Consider the following 22,345-nt stretch of genomic DNA (forward strand, 5'->3'; position numbering starts at 1 on the left):
GCGTGGGTTTGCCGGCCGGCGGGGATCCGCCATGACCGCCTCACCCACTGCTTCTGCGGCGTTGTCACCTTTTGATGCTGTGATCTTTGACCTGGACGGCGTGGTGACGGACACGGCCTCGGTGCATGAAGCTGCCTGGAAGCAAATTTTCGACGACGTGCTGGCAGATCCCCGGCTTCCTGCTGAAGCACGGCGGGATCCCTTCACCAAGGACGATTACCTGGCCTATGTGGACGGCCGGCCCCGGGAAGACGGCGTGACAACCTTCCTCGCGGCCCGCGGCGTCACCCTGCCCGAAGGCGACCGCGCGGACAGCGCCGGCACGTGGTCCGTACATGGCCTGGCCAAGCTCAAGGACCAGCTGTTCAAGGCGCGGCTGGCACGCGATGGCGTGAGGACCTTTCCGGGAACGGTCGCACTGATCGACAGGCTGCGCTCGGCACACATTCCCCTGGCGGTGGCGACCTCCAGCCGTAATGCTTCCGCTGTCATCGCGGCGGCAGGCCTCTCTGGTTCATTTGACCTTGTGCTGAACGGCGTCATGGCAGCCGAACTTGGGCTTCCGGGAAAACCGGACCCCGCAATCCTCCTCGAGATCGTACACAGGCTGGGGGTGGCACCTGCCCGGGCGGTAGTCATTGAAGACGCCGCAGCCGGTGTGGAGGCAGCTCGCCGCGGCGGTTTCGGCCTGGTTGTCGGCATCGACAGGGCGGGCAGGAGAACCGAACTGGAGGAGGCAGGCGCCGATGTTGTGCTGACTGACGTCGGCCAGCTGGACCTGGGCCGTGTCCTGACCGACCCATGGCGTCTGATCTATGAAGGCTACGATCCCGCCCACGAAGGTCACCGGGAGGCGCTGACCACGCTGGGGAACGGGTACCTGGCAGTCCGCGGTGCTGCGCCCGAGAGCAGCAGGAGCGACGTCCACTACCCCGGCACGTACCTTGCTGGTGTGTACAACCGGCTGGTAAGCAATGTCCAGGGCCAGGACGTGGAAGACGAGCACATGGTCAACGCGCCCAACTGCCTTGTGCTGGACATCCGCCTCGACGGAACCGACTGGTGCTCCCGGGGCGGCCTGAAGATTATTCGGGAGCGGCGGGTGCTCGACATGCGCCGGGCCATCCTGGAACGGGAAGCAGTCCTGGAAGCACCGGACGGGCGACGGCTGGTACTGGGCCAGCGGAAGTTTGTGTCGATGGCCCAGCCGCACCTCATGGCGCTCGATACTTCCCTCACGGCAGTGGGCTGGAGCGGTTCAGCTGTGGTCCGCAGTGGAACGGACACGGGCGTGACCAATGAGAACCTGCCGGAAGACGCACTCCTGAACCACCATCACCTTGTCCCGCTCGCAGTGTCGGACCCGGCCGGGCCGGTGACGATCGTGGAAGTGGAAACGAGCCAAAGCCACATCCGGATCGCGGCAGCATCGCGGACGGATGTCTCCGGGCAGGTGGCCGATGAGGGGCCGGGCGAGGAGGAAGGAGTCCACTACCGGTCCTGGGAACTTCAGCTGACGGACGCCGTGCCGGTAGGTATCACCAGGATTGCGGCGATGGCCAGCTCCCGTGACCGGGCAGTTTCTTCCCCTGCACTTGCCGCCGGAAACGTCCTCCGGGCAGAAGGTCCAAGCTTTGAGCACTTGCTGTCCCGGCACAGGGACACCTGGGACAGGCTGCTTGGCCTATTCGCCATCAGTCTCGACGGCAGCCCGCAGGTGCAGCTGATCCTGAACCTGCACGTCTTCCACCTGCTTCAGACACTCACCCCAAACACTGCTGAGCTGGACGCCGGGGTGCCCGCACGCGGGCTGCACGGCGAGGGCTACCGGGGCCACATCTTTTGGGATGAGCTCTTCGTCCTGCCCCTCCTTACCACCAGGATGCCCTCGGTGGCGCGATCCCTGATCAACTACCGGTGGCGCAGGCTTCCCGCCGCCCGGGAAGCGGCCGCAGCAGCAGGACTGAACGGAGCGCTTTTCCCTTGGCAGAGCGGAAGCGACGGGAGGGAGGAGACCCCGCGCTGGCTCTACAACCGGCGCTCGGGCCGGTGGGTGCCGGATTACTCCCACCTTCAACGCCACGCGGGCCTCGCTGTCGCATTCAACGCCTGGCAGTACTACCTGGCCACGCAGGACAGGGAATGGCTCCTTCGGCATGGGGCCGAGCTGATCGTCGAGGTGGCACGCCTCGTGGCCTCCATGGCGGACCACGACCCGGACATGGACCGGTTCCACCTCCGGGGCATCATGGGCCCGGACGAGTATCACACCGGCTACCCGCTCAGTCCGGAACCGGGGCTCACCGATAACGCGTACACAAATGTCATGGCCGCCTGGGTCTGCGCCCAGGCCTGCGGGATCATGGCACTGCTCCACGGACACGACCTTGAGGACCTCAAGCGGCGCCTGAAGGTGGACGGAACGGAAATCGACGGTTGGCGGCACGTCAGCACACGGATGTTCGTGCCCTTCCATGACGGCATCATCAGCCAGTTCGCGGGTTATGAAGAACTGCGCGAATTGGACTGGGAGCACTACCGGAGCGCCTACACCAACATCGAACGCCTGGACCTGATCCTCGAGGCCGAAGGAGACAGCACAAATGGTTACCGGCTGGCCAAACAAGCTGACGTGCTCATGCTGCTCTACGTCCTCGGAGAAAAGGAACTAACGCTCTTTCTGGCCGGCCTGGGTTATGAAGTGTCCACCGCGCAACTCGAAAAGACCGTCGATTACTACCTGGCACGCACGGCGCACGGCTCCACCCTCAGCCGGGTGGCGCATGCGTCAGTGCTGGCGGCAAGGGACCCGGACCGGGCCTGGAGCACCTTCCGTGAAGCCCTCAGCGCGGACCTCGACGACACCCAGGGAGGCACTACCCGCACAGGGATTCACCTTGGGGCGATGGCTGGAACCATCGACGTTGTGCAGCGGACCTTCGCCGGGCTCCGCATCACCGCTGATGCGCTCCTCTTCGCACCCAGGATGCCCAAAGGCATACGGGCAGTGTCTTTCCAGGTCCGCTACCGCGACCATCTGCTCGCTATCTACCTGGAGCACGGAAAATTGACGGTCTCAGCAGCTCCGGGTGACGCGTCCGCCATTTGCCTCCGGGTCGGCTCTGAACAAGTCCTCCTGTCTGCCGGCGACACACGGGAGTTTCCGCTCGCTGCCGTGGAGCATCAGTGACACAGCGGAGGGTGCCGCCCGGCACGGGGGTGGACACAGCCGGGCTAAGTTCCGAGCGTGCGGCGGCCCTGCTGAAGGAAACCGGACCAAACGTACTTCCCGGCGCAAAGGCCGTAACGCAGTGGCGAAAAATCCTTGGTGAGCTGACTCACTTCTTCGCACTGATGCTGTGGTGCGCGGCCGCGCTGGCCTTTATCGCCGGTATGCCGCAACTGGGCACGGCAATCATCATTGTTGTCATCGTGAACGGTATTTTCGCCCATATTCAGCAGGAACGCGCGCAACACGCGGCGGCAAAACTACGGGGCCTGCTGCCGGCCGATGTGTCCGTCCGCAGGGACGGGCGGCTTCTCCGCGTCCACACCAGCGAACTGGTCCCGGGGGACGCGGTTCTCCTGGCTGCGGGGGACCGGGTACCGGCCGACGTGACACTGGCGACGGTTTCAGCCTGCACCGTGGATGAATCAATGCTGACAGGTGAAAGTGAACCTGTGCCGAAGGCAGCAGGAGATGAAGCGTGGGGCGGAACCTTCCTGGTGAACGGCCAAGCCGAAGCAGTGATAGCCAGGACCGGCGCGAACACACGCCTTGCCGGCATCGCCGCTCTGACCAGCGGAACCGTGTCGCCACCTACGCCACTTTCCCTGGAATTGCGCCGGATCGTTCGCCTGATCGCCGCGGTTGCGCTCGCCATCGCCGGGCTTTTCTTTGTTGTATCACTGCTGGTGGGAATCCCGTGGCGGGACGCCTTCCTCTTCGCCATCGGCGTCGCAGTGGCCCTTATTCCGGAGGGCCTGCTGCCCACCGTCACGCTGTCCCTGGCTATGGGGGCCCAGCGCATGGCTGCCCGGAACGCCCTGGTCCGGAATCTCGAAGCCGTGGAGACCTTGGGGTCAACAACGTTTATTTGCACGGATAAGACGGGAACCCTGACGCAAAACCGGATGAACGCCGTCGAGGTCTACACGTTTGACGGCAGCATCCGGATCGCGGGGGAGGGGTACCGGCCCACTGCCATCATTGAGGGCACTGGTGTTTCCCTGGCCACCCGGGCAGCCCTTGCAGCACGGGCGGCATCCCAAGGGCGTGCTGCGCTGCATGGCGGCGAGTGGGTGGCCGAGGGCGACCCAATGGAAGCCGCCATCGATGTCCTGGCCCGGCGCCTTTCCGGCAGGGACCCTGGCGACGTGATCCCTGCACGACGGCTTGCGTTCGACCCGCGACGACGCCGCGAATCCGTCATCATCGGCAACACCCTTTACCTCAAAGGGGCGCCGGAGTCAGTCCTGCCGCTATGCGGGGAACCGGCGGTTGCCGCGGCAGCCGAAGTGGCAAAGATGGCGTCCAGGGGGCTCCGGGTCATCGCGGTTGCCACCCGGGAGCTTCCCGGCCCAGCCGCGGATTGGCTGGACCTGCCGCCGGAGGCAGTGGAAACAGGGCTTAAGCTCCTGGGCCTGATCGCCCTCCACGACCCGCCCAGGCCGGACGTCGGCGACGTTATCAGGACCGCACGGGAGGCAGGGATCCGCATTGGCATGATCACCGGCGACCATCCGGAAACTGCTGCTGCCATCGCCCGTGAAATCGGCTTGATGGGCACTCCGGAAACCGTTCTTGATGGCTCGCAACTTCCCGAGGACGAACAGATCCTGGGCGCCTTGCTTGACCGTGACGGCATCGTGGTGAGCCGGGTCTCGCCCGAACAGAAACTGCGGGTGGCGAGGGCATTACAGGCCCGCGGCCACATTGTGGCCATGACGGGCGACGGCGTCAATGACGGCCCTGCCCTGCAGGAAGCGGACATCGGTGTTGCCATGGGGCTCAGCGGAACCGATGTTGCCCGGGAAGCAGCCGACCTGGTGCTCCTGGACGACCACTTCGCCACAATCGTCGCTGCGATCGAACAGGGCCGTGCCACATACTCGAACATCCACCGCTTCCTCACCTACCATCTGACGGACAACGTCGCGGAACTGACGCCATTTGTCATCTGGGCGTTGTCCGGCGGGCAGTTTCCCCTCGCGCTGGGCGTGCTGCAGATCCTGGCCCTGGACATCGGCACCGATCTGCTCCCCGCGCTCGCCCTTGGCGGTGAAAAGCCAGGCAAGGGAGTCCTCAAGCGGCCGCCGGAGAAACGGCACTTGATGGACAGCCGGCTCATGTTCCGGGTGTTCTGCGTCCTGGGTCCTGTTGAAGCGGCCCTGGAGATGGCGGCGTTCTCAACGGTGCTGTTCGCGGGCGGGTGGATGCGGGGAACTCCTGCGGACTCAGCCCTTGTCATGGCCGCCTCCGGCGCCGCCTTCACCGCCGTCGTCCTTGGCCAGCTGGCCAATGCCTTCGCTTGCCGCAGCGCTACTTTGCCGCCCTGGAAGCAGGGCTGGCTGACCAACCGGCTGCTGCTCTGGGCAATACTGGCCGAACTCGCTGTCCTGGCTGTATGCCTCTACGCCATTCCCGCCATGCTGGGACACCTGGCACCGCCGCCTGCCGGGTTCGCCGTCGCGGTGCTGGCCATTCCTGCTGTCCTTGCGGCCGACTGGGCCCACAAGAAGCTGCGCCGGAATGGAAGGATAAGTGGTTAGCCGCCCGGCCAGGCACGTGCAGGGACCAAAGCCCCTTCTGTCCCGACCCTTCAACGGAGAGGATCGAGCCATGACTGCAAGGACAACAATGACCGGAGTTCACGTAGTGCTGCTGGAAGAAGTCGGGATGGACGACGTGCCCGCTGTGGGCGGTAAGAACGCGTCCCTCGGTGAGCTGATCCGGTCCTTGGCCGCTTCCGGAGTGCGGGTGCCGGAAGGGTTTGCCACCACCGCCGCCGCGTACCGGGCATTCATCGCTGCCAACGGCCTGGAACCCGGGATCCGTTCCGCCATCGGCGGGTACCGCGCCGGCAGCGCCAGCCTGCGGGAAGCCGGCGAGGCTATCCGCGAGCTCATCCTTGCAGGCGAGTTTCCGCCGGACATCGCCACCGGCATCAGGGAACACTACAGGGCCCTGTCCACGAGGACGGGACAGGAGCGGGTGTCAGTTGCCGTGCGCAGCAGTGCCACGGCTGAAGACCTGCCGGATGCGAGCTTTGCCGGCCAGCAGGAAACGTTCCTCAACGTCACAGGGGAACGTGAGCTGATGGAGGCGTGCAGGCGCTGCTACGCATCCCTGTTCACCGACCGGGCCATCAGCTACCGCGAACTGAAGGGATTTGACCATTTGGACGTCGCCCTGTCCGTCGGTGTTCAAAGGATGGTGCGCTCAGACCTGGGAGCGTCCGGAGTGATGTTCTCCATCGATACGGAGTCCGGCTTCCCGCGCAGCGTCCTGATCAGTGCCGCCTGGGGTTTGGGCGAAACGGTGGTTCAGGGCACCATCAACCCGGACAAGTACCAGGTGTTCAAACCGTTGTTGGCCGTTCCGCACCTGGTGCCCATCATCGAGACGACCCTCGGCGCCAAAGAACGGAAGATGGTGTACAGCCACGGCGGGCATGCCCGTACACGGACCGTTGACACCACGGACGAGGAGCGGCGCTCCTTCGTTCTTGACGATTCGGAAGTAGTGATGCTGGCCCGCTGGGCTGTTGCCGTGGAGGAGCACTACGGCCGGCCGATGGACATGGAGTGGGCAAAAGACGGATCCACCGGGGAGCTCTTTATGGTCCAGGCCCGGCCGGAAACCGTCCAGGCCCGGCGCAGCGGGTCCGCTTTCACCGTTTACCGCCTCCGGCAGCAGGGCCGGCTTCTGGCCTCGGGAGCAGCCATCGGTGAATCGATTGCCCGGGGCACCGCCTGCGTGGTCAGGGACGCCAAAGACATCGAAGACTTCCGGGACGGCGCAATCCTGGTCACCAGGATGACCGACCCGGACTGGGTACCCATCATGCAGCGCGCCGCCGGCATCATCACGGATCATGGGGGTCCCACCAGTCATGCCGCGATCGTCAGCAGAGAACTGGGAGTGCCCGCTGTGGTTGGCACCGGCAACGGCACCTCCGTCCTGCACGACGGAATGGGGGTCACGCTGTCCTGCGCCGAAGGCGAGAAGGGGGAGGTCTATGAGGGCATGCTTGCCTTTGACGTGGAAGAGGTGGACCTCGGCGCCCTACCTGCAACCCGCACGGCCGTGATGGTCAACATCGCCAGCCCCGCAGCAGCCTTCCGGTGGTGGCGCCTGCCCGCTTCCGGAGTTGGGCTTGCCAGGATGGAGTTCATCGTCAGCAACCTGATCCGGATCCATCCGATGGCGCTTGTCCATCCCGAACGGGTGACGAACTCGGCCGAGGCTGCCCGTATCCGGCAGCTCACCTCCGGCTACCCGGACCTGCAGGAGTACTTCGTTGACGTCCTGGCTACCGGCATCGCCAAGATCGCGGCCCCTTACCACCCGAACCCCGTGATCGTCAGGCTCAGCGATTTCAAGAGCAATGAGTACGCGCACTTGATCGGTGGCGGGTCCTTCGAAGCCTCCGAAGAAAATCCCATGCTGGGTTTTCGCGGAGCTTCGCGCTACTACAACGAGCGTTACCGGGAAGGATTCGCCCTTGAGTGCAGGGCATTGAAGCGCGTGCGGGAGCGGATCGGCTTCGCCAATGTCATAGTGATGGTTCCGTTCTGCCGCACCCCGGCAGAAGCGGACCTCGTGATCCAGGTGATGGCTGAGAACGGACTGGTCCGCGGTGCAGAGGGACTGCAGCTCTACATGATGTGCGAGATTCCCTCGAACGTCATTCTCGCCACCGAGTTCGCCCGGCGCTTCGATGGATTTTCCATCGGTTCCAATGACCTGACCCAGCTGGTCCTGGGTGTTGACCGGGACTCCGAACAGCTGGCCGGGCTTTTTGATGAACGGGACGAGGCAGTCACCACGATGATCGCGCAGGTCATCGCCAAGGCACACGCAGCCGGCATCAAGATCGGCATCTGCGGCCAGGGCCCGAGCAACCATCCGGACTTCGCCGAATTCCTCGTGAAGCAGGGCATCGATTCCATTTCTCTGAACCCGGACACCTACGTCAGGACAGTCCCAGTCATCGCAGCCGCCGAAAATGCGCCGCAATGACCAGGCTTGGCATCCTGACCAGCGGCGGGGACTGCCCGGGGCTCAATGCCGTGATCCGTGGTGCCGTGCTGGCCGGGGTCATTTCCCATGGTTTCGAGTTCGTGGGGTTCCGTGACGGCTGGCGCGGCGTCTTGGACCGGGACGTGATCGAGCTGCCCCGCCATTCCGTGCGCGGGATCGCCAGGCTCGGGGGCACCATCCTGGGCACGTCCCGGACGAATCCGCTCAAGGACGGCGGTGCGGATGCGGTGCGCAGGAGCCTCCAGGTGCTTGGTGTTGAGGGGATCATCGCTGTGGGAGGAGAGGGCACCCTTGCGGCCGCCCAGGAACTGTCAGGCCAGGGAATCAAAATTGCAGGGGTTCCGAAGACGATCGACAATGACCTGGACGCCACCGATTTCACATTCGGCTTCGATACGGCAGTCCAGACGGCAACGGAGGCCATCGACAGGCTGCGCACCACGGGTGAGTCGCATCACCGCTGCATGATTGCCGAAGTCATGGGCCGCAATGCCGGCTGGATCGCCCTGCATGCCGGGATGGCCTCCGGGGCACACGCCATCCTGATTCCGGAGCAGAAGGTCTCCCTGCGGCAGGTTGCCGCATGGGTGGCGTCCGCGCACACCAGGGGCAGGGCGCCGCTGGCGGTGGTGGCGGAAGCCTTTGTTCCGGAGGGCCAGGAGGAGCCGTACTCGCCAAGGGGCCTGGACACGTTTGGCTGGCCGCGGCTGGGCGGAATCGGCATCCGCCTTGAGCAGGAACTGCAGGACCTTACGGGAATAGAGACACGGGCCACCGTCCTGGGCCATATCCAGCGCGGCGGTGCACCCACAGCCTTCGACAGGGTCCTGGCGACGCGGCTGGGCATGGCAGCCGTAGAGTCCGCCGCGAACGGGCGCTGGGGAACAATGGTGTCGCTGCGCGGAACCGGCATCATCAACGTCGGCTTCGAGGCGGCGCTGGGCAGGCTTAAAACGGTGCCGGAGGACCGCTACAGGGAAGCAGCGGTCCTCTTCGGCTGATGCACCCACCGCCGGCACAACCTACCGGTGCCGTCAACTCGGAGATGCTGCCGTCGTCCGGATGCCCCACCCGCTATTCGTCAGCCGAATGAACGCATCGACCCAGAGGCTTTGGTCCCGGCGCCCCAGTAACCGCCGTTTCCGGGGACTAGGATCAGGACCATGAGCAATCCCGCCCCGCCACCGACCACCGAAGTACTTCCACCGGAAGATTGCTGGAAGTACTTGCAGTCCTCCTACATCGGGCGGCTCGCCGTGGTCAGCGGTGCCGCTCCCGAGATCTTTCCCGTGAACATCCTCACAGTTGGCCGGAGCGTCGTCTTCCGGACGGCACCCGGAACGAAACTTCGGGCGCTGCTCACCGGCGCTCCGGTGGCCTTGGAGGCTGACGGGCTCAACGCCTACTCGACAGAAGTCTGGAGTGTTGTTCTCAAGGGAACGCCCGGGCCATTCACCGGTAATTCGGCTGATCTGCAGGCAGGCCCGGAGCACGAACCCTGGCAGGGCGGACTAAAAGAGCATCTGGTGCAGATCACGCCCCTGGAGGTGTCCGGGCGGAGGTTCGCAGTCTCGCCACGCACGCGCTGGTGGCCGCCGCTGGACTTTTCAGCGGACTGGATGGACTAGCACGTCGGCCGCTGTGTCCAGCAGAACCGGAAGGAACAGACGCCCCGGCCGCACTCATGGTGTGCATTCAGGGACGCGAAGAGAGGGCTGAGCCCAGCGTTCTTCCCCACTCCCGCGCCCGGTCGAGCTCGCCCGGCAATAGCTGGTTGGTGTCGTCGACGAGGAAGCTGGCCGGCTCGGCGACCACATCGAAGCCATGCTTACGGAGCCGTTTGGCTATGCCCTTGGACGCGTGGCCCGTCAGCAGCTCGTTGCCTTCAAGCCGGGTGTCGAAGGCTGCCGCCTTACCCTTGGTCCTGTCCAGGGAGGCAAACCATGCCCGCAGGTTCGGCCCGTCCGCCGGGGAATCAGGCACCAGGCCCTTCTCCGGATGCTCAAGGGCGTCTTTGACAGCCAGTTCCCACATTGGCTTCCTGCTCATGCCATGGATGTGGGTAGGACCTCCCACCACCAGCAAGTCTGTTTCAGGTGGCTCCCTGGTGCCCGCGTCCGAGACGGGCATCACGTGGATTTCAGCGCTGTCTCCCAGGCCCTGCGCGATCGCTTCCGCTATCGCATGCGTGTTGCCATAGAGGGATTCGTAGACGATGGCGGCTTTCATGATGTTTCCTTCCCTTCCAGGGCGGTTGCCAGTTTTTGTGCCCAGGCCCCTGCTTTCTCCAGCTCCCCGCTGCGCAGCGGCCCTTCGGTGCCCCGAACGTAGAACAGGCCCGGATCGGAAACAATGCGGGCACCGCCCGCTTTGAGCATTCTGGTCATCTTCTTGGCAGCGTCCCCGTGGATGAAAAACCGGACGCGGGTATCGAACGCTGCTGCCTTGATACCCTTGAGCCGGCCGTCGCCCAGCTGCGCCAGCAGTGCGCTGATCCTTGCAGTGGGGCGCCACCCGTTGATGGGCGAGCCGACAACCAGGAGATCATCCGTGGCGAGGGTCCGCGGATCGAAATCAACCACGGGTATCGCCGCAGCTGACAGGGGCGACAGGTTGCGGGCGATGGATTCTGCGACTGATTTGGTGTTCCCATAGGCGGAGTCGTAAACAATGTGGGCTTTCATGCAGTAACGACCACCTTCAGCGCGTTTGTTTCTGCGGCACGGGCGAACGTGTCGTAGGCATCCATGAACTCGTCGAAGCGAAAGCGGTGTGTAGCGAACTTTTCCGCCGGAAGCTTCTTTTGGGCAACGAGTTTCAGCAGCATTGCAGTGGTATTGGCATTGACGAGTCCCATGCTGATGTTGATGTTCCGGATCCAGAGGTCCTCCAGGTGCAGTTCGACCGGTTTCCCGTGGACCCCGACGTTTGCCACGTTCCCGCCCGGGCGGACGATCTCTGTGCACATAGTGAATGTGGCGGGGATACCTACTGCCTCGATGGCCACGTCAACCCCCTGGCCGTCAGTGAGGGCCAGCACTTGGTCCTTCCAGTCGGCGTCACCGGACGCCACTACGTGGGTTGCGCCGAACCCGCGGGACTTTTCCAGGCGGTTGGCGTCAAGGTCGACGGCGACAATGGCCGCTGCTCCATAAAGTCCGGCCGTGGCGATGGCTGCCAGCCCGACCGGACCGGCTCCGATCACCGCCACGGTGTCACCGGGCTTCACCCGGCCGTACTGCACGCCGATTTCAAAACCGGTCGGAAGGATATCCGAGAGCATGACGGCCTGTTCGTCGGTCACCCCGGGAGGCAGGAGGTGCAGGGAATTCTCTGCATAGGGAACCCGCACGTACTCAGCCTGGGTGCCATCGATCAGATGGCCAAAGACCCAGCCGATCCCGGGTGCGCCCTCATCACCCATGCAGTGGGAGTAGAGCCCCGACTTGCAGTTTGCGCAATGGCCGCAGGACTTGATGCAGGAGACGATAACCCTGTCGCCCGGTCTGAGGCTGGTCACAGACTGTCCTACCTCGGTGACGGTTCCCACTCCTTCGTGGCCCAGGACCCGCCCTTCCCTTACCGCCGGAACATCGCCCTTGAGGATGTGCAGGTCGGTGCCGCAGATGGTGGTTGTGTCCACTTTGACGATGGCGTCGCCCGGGTTTCGGATTGTCGGGTCGGGCACGTCTGTCCAGGACTTCCGGCCGGGCCCACCGTAGACGATGGCTTTCATAACGGCTCCCTTAGGTTGACATTGTTTCAGGCACGAGGGCGGCCTCCCTCCCAAGAATCGTCCGGACCTGGGTGCAACGGTAAGGGGCGAAAGTCCCGGACCCTGCCGCTGCAAGGCTCCGTGGTTGGTGCATGCGGTTTCGGTGGCTTCAAGGCCGCCATGGTGATTCCAACCGGGGATGCCAGAATGCGGGCTTGCTCCTAAGGAAATATCCGGAGTGCAGTATTCCAGTTGAAGTGCTGGTGTTCGGGACTGACCTGCAGCCCTATAACCACCAGCATGAACGCTTCAAGTTCGCGTGCGCGCCGCAGCGGCCCGACGTCGATTGGCCTCTGCCCGGCGGTCGCTGCCACAGCGCTGACCTTTTCCTTGGCCTGCTCGGAGTCGCCCGCGATGAACACATCCAGATGCTGGCCGGCCAACGCTTCCCGCCTCAAGGGTGGCGGCGAACGTTGTGTTGAACGCCTTCACCACCCCGGCGCGTCCGTCCAACAGTAGTGCTGTCTCTTCGGCTGAGGAGGTGCCCCGCGGCGTAACCAGCCCGTCGAAAGTTGAGACGTCCACCGTGTTGCTGGTGTTGACGATGACCCGTCCATCAAGGGACTCAACCATTTCAAGGATGGCGTTGTGGACGTCCTTGTGCGGGACCGCCAGGGAGACTATGGCTTCTGTAACAGCCGCCCCCGTAATGCCTCCCGTGGTGCCAGGTCCGAGGCTCTCGACGAGATCGCGTGTTGAAGAACCGTCGCGGCCCTGGATCTGAACCGGGTGGTTGCCGCGAAGCATCACCGTTGCCAGTGCCCGCGCCATGCTGCCGCTTCCGAGGATGGTCACATTGGTCATTGTCTTTCCTTCGTGATTGGCTCCCGCGTTGCCAGCCATCCCAGTACATCTGCCCGGTGGACCAGGAGACAGGGACGAAAGTCCGGTTCCGTGGTTCCGGGGCTTAAGGCACTGGCAATTCCCCCGGCTAAGGGCACACTGGGGTGATGGACCGGGGACGGGGAGTACGTGACGTACTCGCAGGGGCTGATGGCACAAACACGGGACGGCAGGCTGCGGATTGGGCTGCCCAAAGAGCGGATGACTGCGGCTTGCGCCTGCACCTGGTGAAGGCGGTTCCTGAGTCTTCCTACTTCCGGAATCACGCCCAATACTCCGAAGTGGTGACACAGGCAGAGACGGTGCTGTCCCGTGAACGGGCGAGAGTCTCCGCCCGGCACCCGTCACTGGAGATCTTCATCGAGTGGCTGCCTGGTGAGCCGGCCGCGGTACTGACCCAGTTGTCTGCGGACGCCGACATGGTGGTTGTCGGCTCGGACAGGCCGGCAGACAGCCGGGGTGAGAGATTCGGGTCTGTGAGTTTCCAAACGGCAATGTTGTGCCAAAGCCCCGTCGCCGTCATCCCCGGCGGGAGCGGGACCGGGCGGACCGGGGTGGTGGCTGGCTTCGATGGGTCCGCCGACTCCCGGGTTGCTTTGGGAGTGGCCGCAGAGGAGGCAGACCGGATGGTTGTGCCGCTGACTGTGCTGTATGCATCGCCTTCGTCGGCGGCTCCGATTGACGGGACCGGTGCTGACAGGCCGGGGGTGGAGCCCGGAATGTTGCTCTCTGCAGCTGCCCGTGGCATTCGTGATCTCTATCCGGGGCTGACTGTGCAGGAGACGGTTGTCCCGGAAGCATCGCCTGCCGATGCACTGATACAGGCCGCTGGGCAGGCACGCCTGCTGGTGATCGGCTGCCGGGGACGGGGCGGGCTCCGCAAACCCGTGGGTTCCGTTGCCGAAAAGGTCCTCGGGCACCTTCCTTCTCCAACGATCATTACCCGCCCCCCGTCTCCCCAGGCGAGCTAGCGTCAATGGCATGGCCGGCTCCACGCTTACACGTCTGATGGTGCGTTTTCCACTGGTGGCCGCTACCTTGGCTGCCGGACTGATCGTTGGTGTCCTCCTTTTGGCAGGGCAGGGGCCGGCAGCCCGGTGGGCTGCGAGCGCTTACGCCATCCTGGCTGCCGCGTTCAGGTCCGTCGCCATGGTCCGATCGCTGCTGCGGGGCCGGTGGGGAATCGATCTCCTGGCCGTGACTGCCATCGCATCCACAGTGGCGGTGGGGGAGTATGTGGCCTCGCTGATCATCGTGCTGATGCTGGCCGGAGGGGAAGCGCTGGAAGAAGTTGCGCACGGCCGGGCAACGCGGGAGCTTAGGTCCCTGCTTGAGCGCGTTCCGCAGACAGCCCACAGACTGCTGCCGGGCCAGTCGCCCGAAGACATCCCGGCGGAGGCTGTCCGCCCGGGCGATATTCTCATGGTCAAACCGTCAGAGGTTCTTCCCGTGGACGGGCTTCTGCTCTCGGCCACCGGCAGTTTCGACGAATCCACCCTGACGGGGGAGAGCTTGCCGGTGGAGCACGCCCGGGGCGACAGGCTGCTCAGCGGATCGGTCAATGGCGAAAGCGCCGTGCACCTGAAGGCAACATCGACGGCGGAGGATTCGCAGTACAGCCGTATTGTGGCGCTGGTCCAGGAAGCGGCCTCGAGCCGGCCCCCTGTGGTGCGGCTCGCCGACAGGTATGCCTTTCCGTTTACGCTGCTTGCTTTCGTCCTTGCAGGGGCAGGATGGTACGTCAGCCAGGACCCGGGCCGTTTTGCGCAGGTCCTTGTGGTCGCCACCCCCTGCCCGCTGCTTATCGCCGCTCCGGTTGCGTTCCTTGCAGGCACCAGCCGGGCGGCGCGTGCGGGCATCATCATTAAGAACGGCGGAACCCTTGAGCAACTCGCCCGCGTGCGGACGGCAGTGTTCGACAAGACCGGCACTCTCACGTACGGCCGTCCCACCCTGCACAGCATCCGGATTTCCCATGCAGCTTCCGGGGTGATCAGCGAGGACCGGCTCCTTCAGCTTGCGGCTTCGGCGGAGCAGTACTCTTCCCATGTCCTCGCCGCATCCGTCATCAACGCTGCACGTGAACGTGGCCTGGACCTGCTGGAGGGAAGCGACGCATTCGAACACGCCACCCAGGGCGTCACAGCCACGTGCGGAAACCAGACCGTGGTGGTGGGCAAACCCGGCTTCGTCAGGTCCGTCACCTCGGGGTTCGACGAGGCCGTCGTGGCTGGCGGGCAATTGGCGGTCTATGTGGGAATCAACGGTGGTTTCGCGGGTACCCTGATCATGAGCGATCCGCTGAGGGACGACGCGGTGGGCGCTTTGGCAGACCTGCGACGGTTGGGCGTCCAGGACACGCTCCTCCTCACTGGAGATGCCCAGGCCACTGCCGAACAGATCGCTGCCAAGGCAGGAATTTCACGGTTCCAGGCGGGGTGCCTGCCCGAGGACAAGGTGACCGTCGTCGCGGGACTGCGGAAACGGCCGGTCATGATGGTAGGCGACGGCGTCAACGACGCTCCAGTCCTGGCCGCCGCCGACGTCGGAATCGCCATGGGCGCCAAAGGGGCAACGGCGGCAAGTGAGTCAGCCGACGTCGTCATTATGCTCGACGACCTGTCCAAAGCGGCGTTGGCCGTCGACATCGGCCAGCGCACCGTCCGGATAGCGCTGGCAAGCATCTGGACGGGGATCCTGCTGAGCATCGGCCTGATGGTGGCAGCGGTGTTGGGCTACATTCCTGCTGTGGCCGGCGCCCTGCTGCAGGAACTGGTGGATCTGGCCACTATCTTGAACGCGCTCCGCGCCCTGGGTGACGGGCGCCGCCTCCACGGGACGTCGGCGGGCAGCGTGCGGGTGGGAGTTTCGGCAGTCAGGTGAGGTCTTGCCTGCTGGCGTACTGTCCAGGCCGGAAGTTGGGTTTGAACCCGGGGGCCTGGCGGCCCTGATCCGGGCCGCGTGGGGCTACTGGCATGGCTGCATGGGCACGCAGAGTCCGCCGGTGCCGGTCCAGCCAATGAGGGTGCAAGCCCTGGACAACCTGAAGGGGGTCTTTATAGCGGCCATCATCGCCATCGACGGCGTGCTGGGATACGCCGGCTATGACGAATGGTGGTCATACGCCGATGTGCAGGAGACGGTACTCGAGCCGGAAACCGAGATTATCCTATGGTCCTCGTGGGACCGTTCGCGCTGTTCATGATTGCCCTGCGGTTCCTGATGGCCGGGCTGTTGGCTGCCCCGTCGCTGCAGCGGAACGGGATACAAGGTTTCGTGCATGCCCGCCTGCTCCGGTTAGGACTTCCGTTCCTTCTCTTCACACTCTTCCCGTGGCCGGTGCTGATGTATGCGCTCTACCACTCCTTGGGTATGGCTCCCGGCGGTCACTGGGAAGAGTTCCTCAGCGAGGAAGGGTATATCGACGCCGATCCCTTGCGGTTTGTGGGCGTGCTGCTGATTTTTTCGCTTGCTTATGCTGGCGCTGTTCGTTCTGGGGATTGTGGCATCTGGCCGTGGGTGGATGACGGAGGTCCCCCGAAGCCTTTACCGGCCGCGGTGATGGCAACGGCGGGTCTCGTGTTCCTGGCGTATCAGTTAGGCCCTTTGCAGCATCTACTGGGCGGATGGAACCCGCCGGCTTTGGCTTTCGCCGTTATTGAAAGCACTCTGTCTGTGTTCGGGTCAATCTGGATACTTGGTGCGGCGCAGCAACAATGTGTGGGGCTTCAGCCGGTGGGGCCCAGCGCTGCGGCGGAGTTCCTATGCGGCATTCCTGGTCCAGGGGCCCATCCTGATTGGAATTGCGGTTGCTCCGCGTCCCCTGGAAGTAGTAGCCGAGGTGAAGGCGGCGATCGTGGCCACGGGAGGTGTGGCCGGTTCATTCGCACTGGCATGGCTGCTGATTCGCAGTGTGCCGCCGCTTGCCCGCGTGCTTTGATCCCAGCGGCAGGCCGGTGTCCTGCCACATACCCTTGGCACATGAGCGAACGAAGAACTACCTGGCATGTGCGGCACAAGGAGAGCTTGAGCCGCGGCGAGCGGGCGGCGGACATCCTGCGGAACGGCATGGGCAGCTGGACATTCGTGGGCCTGTTCATGGTGTTTATGGCGGGATGGGCAGCACTTAACTCCTATGTCCTGGCCACAGAGGCCTGGGACCCCTACCCCTACATACTCCTTAACCTCTTCCTCTCAATGCTCGCGGGGCTGCAGGGCGCGATCCTGCTGATTGCCGCCAAGCGCCAGGATGCAATCGCGGCCGCGATGGCACGCCATGATTACGAGACGGATGTGCAGTCAAAGTCGGAAATTGACCGGCTGATGGCCATTACCATCCAGCAGCTTGAACTGCTGGAGGAACTTCGGGCCATGCTGCAGCCCGGTGATAACACAGACGTGGACGGCGCCAGGAAGCCTTCAAAGGATTAACTGCCACCGACAGGACTACCGGAACCACGGATCTTATGTAGGCGCCGGGGCGCTGCAAGAAATGGGCCACGGTCCAAGGCTCCCCGCCATTCACCGCGACGGAATGGGTTACTCGAGCCCTGCCCGGGTGGCCTCATCCAACGGAGTCCGCCAGGTGCCGGCGGCCGACATGGTGAACCTCCTGCCCGTCACCGACTGGGGAAGGATCCGGATGAGGTGGTCCTGACCAACACCCTGCCAGGGAAAGAGGCCGCGGCGTGCCTCATTCAGGGCCGGCCCCGCGGCATCATCCTGAACCGCCCTGCCTTTGACGACGACGCTCCAGGCCAGCCCGAATTCGGCGCTCACGCTGTCCGCCTCCAAGGCAACCAAGGAGTTCGCTTCAATGGCCTGCAGCTTCGTTCCGCCGCCGGTCCGGAAGATCAGGCCCTCGCCGTCAAGCTTGAAGCTCACCGGGAAGACATCCGGCTGGCCATCCACCACCACGCCAAGCCGTCCCACACTCGTGTGAGCCAGTAATTTCCAGCACTCCTCGGTGTCGAGGACTTCTGCTTCAGGCACCATGTTCTTGTCGGTCATGTCCCGATCCTATGGCGGGTGGTGACGGCTCAACAGGGCCCAAAGACCTTTGACCACGGGGTTTAGTCATGATGGAGCAGCCAACACACCGGGGGCGGATCACCATGGGATGTCTATGCTGAGCCGTGTCCAGAATCGAAAGGTTCAGTTTCAGTGGCTTGCCGGGCGAACGCGCAGGATAGCGGATCCAGTAATCCGGTCTGCTGCCAGATCATCCAGGGCCTTGTCCGCTTCCTCGAATGGATATGTGGTGGTGGTCGGTGCCAGCGGGATTTCAGCCGCTAGGGCCAGGAACTCATGTCCGTCCGCGCGAGTATTCGCAGTGACGCTTCGCAGCTGGCGCTCGTAGAACAAGTCAGCGGTGTAGTTCAGGGAAGGGATGTCGCTGAGGTGGATTCCGGCAACCGCGAGGGTCCCGCCGCGGTCGAGGGCGCGGAGTGCCACTGGCACAAGATCGCCAACAGGTGCAAAGAGAATGGCAGCATCAAGGAGCACGGGGGGAACGTCGTAGGCGCCACCAACGAACTCTGCGCCAAGGCCGCGTGCGAGCGAGCGGGCGGGTTCGGAGCGCGTCATGACGAAGACGGACGCGCCCAGGTGAATCGCCATCTGCGCTGTCAGATGGGCGGAGCTCCCGAAGCCGTAGATACCAAGGCGTCCGCCAGGGGGCAGATCCGCCCGTTTCAGGGCCCGGTATCCGATGATTCCCGAGCACAACAGCGGTGCCGCTTCTTCATCTGCGAATACCTCCGGAATCCGGTAGGCAAAGTCCTGCGTAACGGTCATCTGCTCTGCGTAGCCGCCATCCCTGTCCCATCCGGTGAAGACGGGGGCCACGCACAGGTTTTCATCACCCCGCCGGCAGTAGGTACACGTGCCGCAGGCGGCGCCGAGCCAGGCTACGCCAACCCTGTCACCAGGCTGAAACGGTGAACTGTCTGATCCCGTTTCAAGCACCATACCAACCGCTTCGTGTCCAGGTACGACATTCTGGTGACGGGGTTGGAGGTCCCCCTCGGCAAGATGAAGGTCGGTCCGGCATATTCCGCAGACACTCACCTCGATAAGGAGTTCATTGGCCTTGGGCTTCGGGTTCCCGCGCTCACCCATTACTAAGGGACGGCTGGAAATGGGTCCGGGCCGGCCCACCCACCATGCGCGCACAGCGGCCTCCTCGTGGCATCATTTCTCGTGCGGGGCCTTCTTCAGGCGGGTGATTACTGTGGGACAGGGAGGCCGGGTAAGCACTGCATGTGCAGTCGACCCCAGTAGGAGCCGCCCGAAGCTGCCCCTGCCACGGCTGCCCAGCACCAACATCCTCGCGTTGACGGCTGCCTGGACCAGGGCGTCGGCTGGTTCCGCGACAGTTTCCAGAACGCCATGGACTGCCATACCGGGGTAGTCCTGCCGGAGTCCGGCCACAGTTTCAGACAGGACGATCTGTTCCTCTTCCATGACATGTTGGGCGAAGCTGCTGGATGGGAGCCCCGCATTGATCCAGCGGTTGGGACCAGTGAATGCGTAAACGACCGTAAGTTCCTCGCCCAGCGCATCAGCCTCCGCCGCGGCGAAAGACACCGCCTGCGTCGACTCCCGAGATCCGTCCACCCCGACGACGATGCCATGCCCGTTTTCCTGCCCGATTCCGACGACGGCAACGGGAGATTCGGCGACGGCAGCTGCCTGCAACGCCCTGTCAGTGAGTGCGCCGCGACTATGGCCGCTGCTGCCCAAGACCAGCATGGAGGCATGCTTTGAATACTCACCGAGTGATCCCCCGACGCTTCCTTCCAACAGTTCAACCGAAACCGTCAGGCCCGGCTCCGCGCTGCGGACGCGTTCTTCCGCCTCCCGCAGCATGTCCAGCACGGACTTGCGCAGCACGTCGATATACGGGAGGGCCTCCAGTGCCTCACCTGCCATCCAGCGGTCGTCCAGAACATGCAGGACCGTCAACGGCAGCCTAAGCCGGCGGGCGCGGGAGGCTGCCCAGAGCAGGGCTGTATTGGAAGGGGAGGTGTCGGTGATGCCGACGGCGATGGGCTTGCTGGCGTCCAATTGGTTGCCTTCCTTGCTGCGGACGTTCGAGAGTCCCGCCCTGTTCCTCAGGCTTTGTCGGCCGGCTCTTGGGGAGCCCACCAGTGCGTGGGCGGGGCGATGACAAACCTTCGTCCGGTGATCTCCTCAGGTGTTACCCGGACGAGGCTGTTCTTGGGTCCCGCCTGCCAAGGGGACAAACCGGCATCCGCGGCATCCTGGAACTCTTCGGTGTCGTCCACCGCGGCTGCGTGGCCTTTCACCACGACGCTCCATGCGATGGTGCCGTATTGGTTCAGCCCGTCGGCTTCCAAAGACACGGCTTTACGGGCAGCCACTGCATCCAGTTTCGCCCCCTGACCGCTGCGTATCAGCAAGGTGCCGTTGCTTGGTACGTAGTTAACGGGGAAGATTTCCACGGTATCGCCGTGTGTGAAGGCGATTCTGCAAAGGGACGTTGACCTGAGGTATCTCCAGCATTCATGGAGGCCAAGGGTTTCCGCTCCGGGTTCTATCGCTGCTGTATCCATGGCCGTAGCCTAGGGCGGAGAACCCGGGCGGGGTAGGGGAGAAGGTCCCGCAGTGTTAAGTGCTGCTTGGCTCGTACACTGGTCCCAAGACATCCCTTCAGGGGAAGCTGGGCGTTAACGGGAAGGGCAAGCTACCGTGACGCCTGCAAACCACTGACGGCCCGCAAGGACGCGGGCAGTTTTACAGGAGGCCCGACATGAGCACTGAGCCGTGGCGTTCCCCCATGAAGGAAAGGGCGGAGGATCTCCTCCGGGGCTTTGTTGCCCGCGCGGATGAACTGCTGCAGACCCAGGAACGGATGAACGGCCTGCTGTCCGCCGTAGTGTCCCTGGCCGAGGACCTGAGCCTGGAAGCCGTTCTGGACCGTCTGGTGCGATCCGCCTGTGAACTTGTCGGCGCCAAATATGGCGCAATGGGTGTCATTGGTGAGGACCGCAGCCTGAGTCATTTCATCACTGTGGGAATTGATGAGGAGAGCATCAGGTCCATTGGGAATCTGCCAACAGGGCATGGGGTCCTGGGCCAGCTAATCACAGAGCCAAAACCATTACGCCTGCATGACTTGGGCCAGCATCCCATCACCTCAGGATTCCCTCCCAACCACCCACCCATGAAGTCTTTCCTCGGAGTGCCGGTCCGCGTACGGGACGAAGTGTTCGGGAATCTCTACCTCACCGAGAAGAGCGGTGGGCAGGATTTCACGCCCGAGGACGAAGACCTCGCGGTAGCCCTGGCTGCCGCCGCTGGCATTGCCATTCAAAATGCCCGGCTCTTTGAAGAGAGCAAACGGCGCCAAAAGTGGCTTGAAGCCGGGATGGAATTGAGCAGCCGGCTGATCATGCCGCCGAATCCTGGAGATGCGGACAGCCTCGACCTCGTTGCCGAAGCGGCCCTGAGGGTGTCCGATTCCGCGCTGGCTGTGATTGCCGTTCCATCTGGTGACGGCGTCCTCAGGTGCAGGTCCTGCCTCGGGGTTCAGGGCCTGCAGGCGGGGCAGGAAATTGCCGCTTCCGGCGTGGTCGCCAGAGTCATCGAAACAGGGGAGTCACTGGTGGTGCGGGACCCCCAGCAGGCGTTTGGTGACGGGGTGGCGGAAAAGCTTGGCTCGGTGCTGGTGTGCGCCATCGGCCACAGTACCAGTGAGAACGGTGTGTTGCTGCTCGCCCGGCCGCAGGGGTCAAATGCCTACAACCAGGCTGAACTGGAGTCCAGCAAGTTGTTCGGAAGCAGGATCGGGCTGGCACTCGACCTGGCGCGGGTCCATGCCCTCCGTGAACAAAATCTCCTGTTCACTGACAGGGAGCGTATTGCGCGCGATCTTCATGACCTGGTTATACAACGGCTCTTCGCCGCCGGATTGAGCATCCAAAGCCTTCGCCGCTATACGCTGGACCCTGTCGCCCATGAACGGATCGCAGCCGTAACCACTGAGCTGGACGACACCATCAGGAAGCTGCGCGACACGATTTACTCGCTTCGGACCGGGCAGGAAGACCGCGAACCACTCACCAGCCGCGCCTTACGGGTTGTCCAGCATCATTCCCGCAGCTATGCGGTCGAGCCAAAACTGGCTTTCGCCGGCCCAGTGGATAATGCAGTGCCGGAAAATGTGGCTGGGCATTTGCTCTCTGTTCTTTCTGAGGGATTGAGCAATGCCGCCCGCCATTCCGGTGCCGGGGAGATCCGGGTGACAATATCAGTCATCCAAAACCAGGTTGAGTTGGTGATTCAGGATGACGGCATCGGCTTTGAAGAACCGGTGCGGGTCAGCGGGATCGCCAACATGCGGCACCGCGCAGAGTTGCTGGGCGGTACTTGTACTATTCAGAGCGCTCCGGGGGAAGGGACCCGGATTACCTGGTCTGTTAGTCGTCAGTGACCAT

At 63.8% G+C, this 22,345-nt stretch carries 19 protein-coding genes; 11 read left to right on the forward strand and 8 right to left on the reverse strand.

Annotated features, from left to right (window positions below):
- Positions 1-31: 31 nt before the first annotated feature.
- From AC5RWA_RS11565 to AC5RWA_RS11585, 5 genes are all read left to right on the forward strand, one after another.
- A complete protein-coding gene (locus AC5RWA_RS11565) occupies positions 32-3,190 on the forward strand; it encodes an HAD-IA family hydrolase (RefSeq protein ID WP_494057717.1) in 3,159 nt (1,052 codons plus the stop codon).
- A complete protein-coding gene (locus AC5RWA_RS11570) occupies positions 3,187-5,772 on the forward strand; it encodes a cation-translocating P-type ATPase (protein ID WP_494057718.1) in 2,586 nt (861 codons plus the stop codon). The genes AC5RWA_RS11565 and AC5RWA_RS11570 overlap by 4 nt, the downstream gene beginning before the upstream one ends.
- An 88-nt stretch (positions 5,773-5,860) precedes the next feature.
- Complete coding sequence (gene ppsA / locus AC5RWA_RS11575; protein WP_494057719.1) at positions 5,861-8,245, forward strand: phosphoenolpyruvate synthase; 2,385 nt, start codon at positions 5,861-5,863, stop codon at positions 8,243-8,245.
- Complete coding sequence (locus tag AC5RWA_RS11580) at positions 8,242-9,267, forward strand: 6-phosphofructokinase (protein ID WP_494057720.1); 1,026 nt, start codon at positions 8,242-8,244, stop codon at positions 9,265-9,267. The genes ppsA and AC5RWA_RS11580 overlap by 4 nt, the downstream gene beginning before the upstream one ends.
- Before the next feature lie 162 nt (positions 9,268-9,429).
- Positions 9,430-9,894, forward strand: coding sequence for a pyridoxamine 5'-phosphate oxidase family protein (locus tag AC5RWA_RS11585; protein WP_494057721.1), 465 nt, complete (start codon positions 9,430-9,432; stop codon positions 9,892-9,894).
- 67 nt (positions 9,895-9,961) lie between these two features.
- Here AC5RWA_RS11585 and AC5RWA_RS11590 read toward each other — a convergent pair whose 3' ends face one another.
- The 4 genes from AC5RWA_RS11590 to AC5RWA_RS11605 form a co-directional block, all read right to left on the reverse strand.
- A complete protein-coding gene (locus tag AC5RWA_RS11590) occupies positions 9,962-10,495 on the reverse strand; it encodes a flavodoxin family protein (protein ID WP_494057722.1) in 534 nt (177 codons plus the stop codon).
- A complete protein-coding gene (locus AC5RWA_RS11595) occupies positions 10,492-10,950 on the reverse strand; it encodes a flavodoxin family protein (RefSeq protein WP_494057723.1) in 459 nt (152 codons plus the stop codon). The genes AC5RWA_RS11590 and AC5RWA_RS11595 overlap by 4 nt, the downstream gene beginning before the upstream one ends.
- Positions 10,947-12,002: a zinc-dependent alcohol dehydrogenase family protein gene (locus tag AC5RWA_RS11600; RefSeq protein WP_494057724.1), complete on the reverse strand. Its 1,056-nt coding sequence runs from the start codon at positions 12,000-12,002 to the stop codon at positions 10,947-10,949. Before AC5RWA_RS11600 ends, AC5RWA_RS11595 begins: the two co-directional genes overlap by 4 nt.
- Before the next feature lie 288 nt (positions 12,003-12,290).
- A complete protein-coding gene (locus tag AC5RWA_RS11605) occupies positions 12,291-12,845 on the reverse strand; it encodes an NADPH-dependent F420 reductase (protein WP_494057725.1) in 555 nt (184 codons plus the stop codon).
- Between the two features lie 146 nt (positions 12,846-12,991).
- Between AC5RWA_RS11605 and AC5RWA_RS11610 the strand changes: the two genes are divergently transcribed.
- The 5 genes from AC5RWA_RS11610 to AC5RWA_RS11630 all read left to right on the forward strand — a co-directional run bounded on the left by AC5RWA_RS11610 (position 12,992) and on the right by AC5RWA_RS11630 (position 17,315).
- Positions 12,992-13,855, forward strand: coding sequence for a universal stress protein (locus AC5RWA_RS11610; protein ID WP_494057726.1), 864 nt, complete (start codon positions 12,992-12,994; stop codon positions 13,853-13,855).
- Positions 13,856-13,892: 37 nt separating this feature from the next.
- A complete protein-coding gene (locus AC5RWA_RS11615) occupies positions 13,893-15,767 on the forward strand; it encodes a heavy metal translocating P-type ATPase (RefSeq protein ID WP_494057727.1) in 1,875 nt (624 codons plus the stop codon).
- Between the two features lie 100 nt (positions 15,768-15,867).
- Positions 15,868-16,089, forward strand: coding sequence for a hypothetical protein (locus AC5RWA_RS11620; RefSeq protein ID WP_494057728.1), 222 nt, complete (start codon positions 15,868-15,870; stop codon positions 16,087-16,089).
- Positions 16,090-16,584: 495 nt separating this feature from the next.
- Positions 16,585-16,824 carry a hypothetical protein gene (locus AC5RWA_RS11625; RefSeq protein WP_494057729.1) on the forward strand — a complete coding sequence of 80 codons (240 nt, stop codon included), beginning with the start codon at positions 16,585-16,587 and terminating at the stop codon, positions 16,822-16,824.
- A gap of 41 nt (positions 16,825-16,865) precedes the next feature.
- Positions 16,866-17,315: a DUF1003 domain-containing protein gene (locus tag AC5RWA_RS11630; RefSeq protein ID WP_494057730.1), complete on the forward strand. Its 450-nt coding sequence runs from the start codon at positions 16,866-16,868 to the stop codon at positions 17,313-17,315.
- 108 nt (positions 17,316-17,423) lie between these two features.
- Here the strand turns inward: AC5RWA_RS11630 and AC5RWA_RS11635 are convergent, their stop codons facing one another.
- The 4 genes from AC5RWA_RS11635 to AC5RWA_RS11650 form a co-directional block, all read right to left on the reverse strand.
- The gene (locus AC5RWA_RS11635) at positions 17,424-17,894 is read right to left on the reverse strand and encodes a pyridoxamine 5'-phosphate oxidase family protein (RefSeq protein ID WP_494057731.1); all 471 of its coding nucleotides are present in this window, start codon (positions 17,892-17,894) and stop codon (positions 17,424-17,426) included.
- A 150-nt stretch (positions 17,895-18,044) separates the two neighbouring features.
- Positions 18,045-19,058, reverse strand: coding sequence for a zinc-dependent alcohol dehydrogenase family protein (locus AC5RWA_RS11640; RefSeq protein ID WP_494057732.1), 1,014 nt, complete (start codon positions 19,056-19,058; stop codon positions 18,045-18,047).
- Positions 19,059-19,076: 18 nt separating this feature from the next.
- A complete protein-coding gene (locus AC5RWA_RS11645; protein ID WP_494057733.1) occupies positions 19,077-19,952 on the reverse strand; it encodes a universal stress protein in 876 nt (291 codons plus the stop codon).
- 47 nt (positions 19,953-19,999) lie between these two features.
- Entirely contained in the window at positions 20,000-20,461 is a 462-nt protein-coding gene (locus AC5RWA_RS11650; protein WP_494057734.1) for a pyridoxamine 5'-phosphate oxidase family protein, read from the reverse strand.
- A gap of 197 nt (positions 20,462-20,658) precedes the next feature.
- On the opposite strand from AC5RWA_RS11650, the gene AC5RWA_RS11655 reads away from it, so the two are divergent.
- Positions 20,659-22,341 carry a GAF domain-containing sensor histidine kinase gene (locus tag AC5RWA_RS11655; RefSeq protein WP_494057735.1) on the forward strand — a complete coding sequence of 561 codons (1,683 nt, stop codon included), beginning with the start codon at positions 20,659-20,661 and terminating at the stop codon, positions 22,339-22,341.
- The last annotated feature ends 4 nt before the right edge of the window (positions 22,342-22,345 follow it).

The sequence above is a fragment of the Arthrobacter sp. 210 2 genome (assembly GCF_059093025.1).

Excerpts from the sequence above, each read along its gene's own strand:
- AC5RWA_RS11565 (WP_494057717.1), top strand. The coding sequence starts at position 32 with ATGACCGCCTCACCCACTGCTTCTGCGGCGTTGTCACCTTTTGATGCT.
- ppsA (WP_494057719.1), top strand. The coding sequence starts at position 5,861 with ATGACCGGAGTTCACGTAGTGCTGCTGGAAGAAGTCGGGATGGACGAC.
- AC5RWA_RS11580 (WP_494057720.1), top strand. The coding sequence starts at position 8,242 with ATGACCAGGCTTGGCATCCTGACCAGCGGCGGGGACTGCCCGGGGCTC.
- AC5RWA_RS11585 (WP_494057721.1), top strand. The coding sequence starts at position 9,430 with ATGAGCAATCCCGCCCCGCCACCGACCACCGAAGTACTTCCACCGGAA.
- AC5RWA_RS11590 (WP_494057722.1), bottom strand. The coding sequence starts at position 10,495 with ATGAAAGCCGCCATCGTCTACGAATCCCTCTATGGCAACACGCATGCG.
- AC5RWA_RS11595 (WP_494057723.1), bottom strand. The coding sequence starts at position 10,950 with ATGAAAGCCCACATTGTTTACGACTCCGCCTATGGGAACACCAAATCA.
- AC5RWA_RS11600 (WP_494057724.1), bottom strand. The coding sequence starts at position 12,002 with ATGAAAGCCATCGTCTACGGTGGGCCCGGCCGGAAGTCCTGGACAGAC.
- AC5RWA_RS11605 (WP_494057725.1), bottom strand. The coding sequence starts at position 12,845 with ATGACCAATGTGACCATCCTCGGAAGCGGCAGCATGGCGCGGGCACTG.
- AC5RWA_RS11610 (WP_494057726.1), top strand. The coding sequence starts at position 12,992 with ATGGACCGGGGACGGGGAGTACGTGACGTACTCGCAGGGGCTGATGGC.
- AC5RWA_RS11615 (WP_494057727.1), top strand. The coding sequence starts at position 13,893 with ATGGTGCGTTTTCCACTGGTGGCCGCTACCTTGGCTGCCGGACTGATC.
- AC5RWA_RS11620 (WP_494057728.1), top strand. The coding sequence starts at position 15,868 with ATGGGCACGCAGAGTCCGCCGGTGCCGGTCCAGCCAATGAGGGTGCAA.
- AC5RWA_RS11630 (WP_494057730.1), top strand. The coding sequence starts at position 16,866 with ATGAGCGAACGAAGAACTACCTGGCATGTGCGGCACAAGGAGAGCTTG.
- AC5RWA_RS11635 (WP_494057731.1), bottom strand. The coding sequence starts at position 17,894 with ATGACCGACAAGAACATGGTGCCTGAAGCAGAAGTCCTCGACACCGAG.
- AC5RWA_RS11650 (WP_494057734.1), bottom strand. The coding sequence starts at position 20,461 with ATGGATACAGCAGCGATAGAACCCGGAGCGGAAACCCTTGGCCTCCAT.
- AC5RWA_RS11655 (WP_494057735.1), top strand. The coding sequence starts at position 20,659 with ATGAGCACTGAGCCGTGGCGTTCCCCCATGAAGGAAAGGGCGGAGGAT.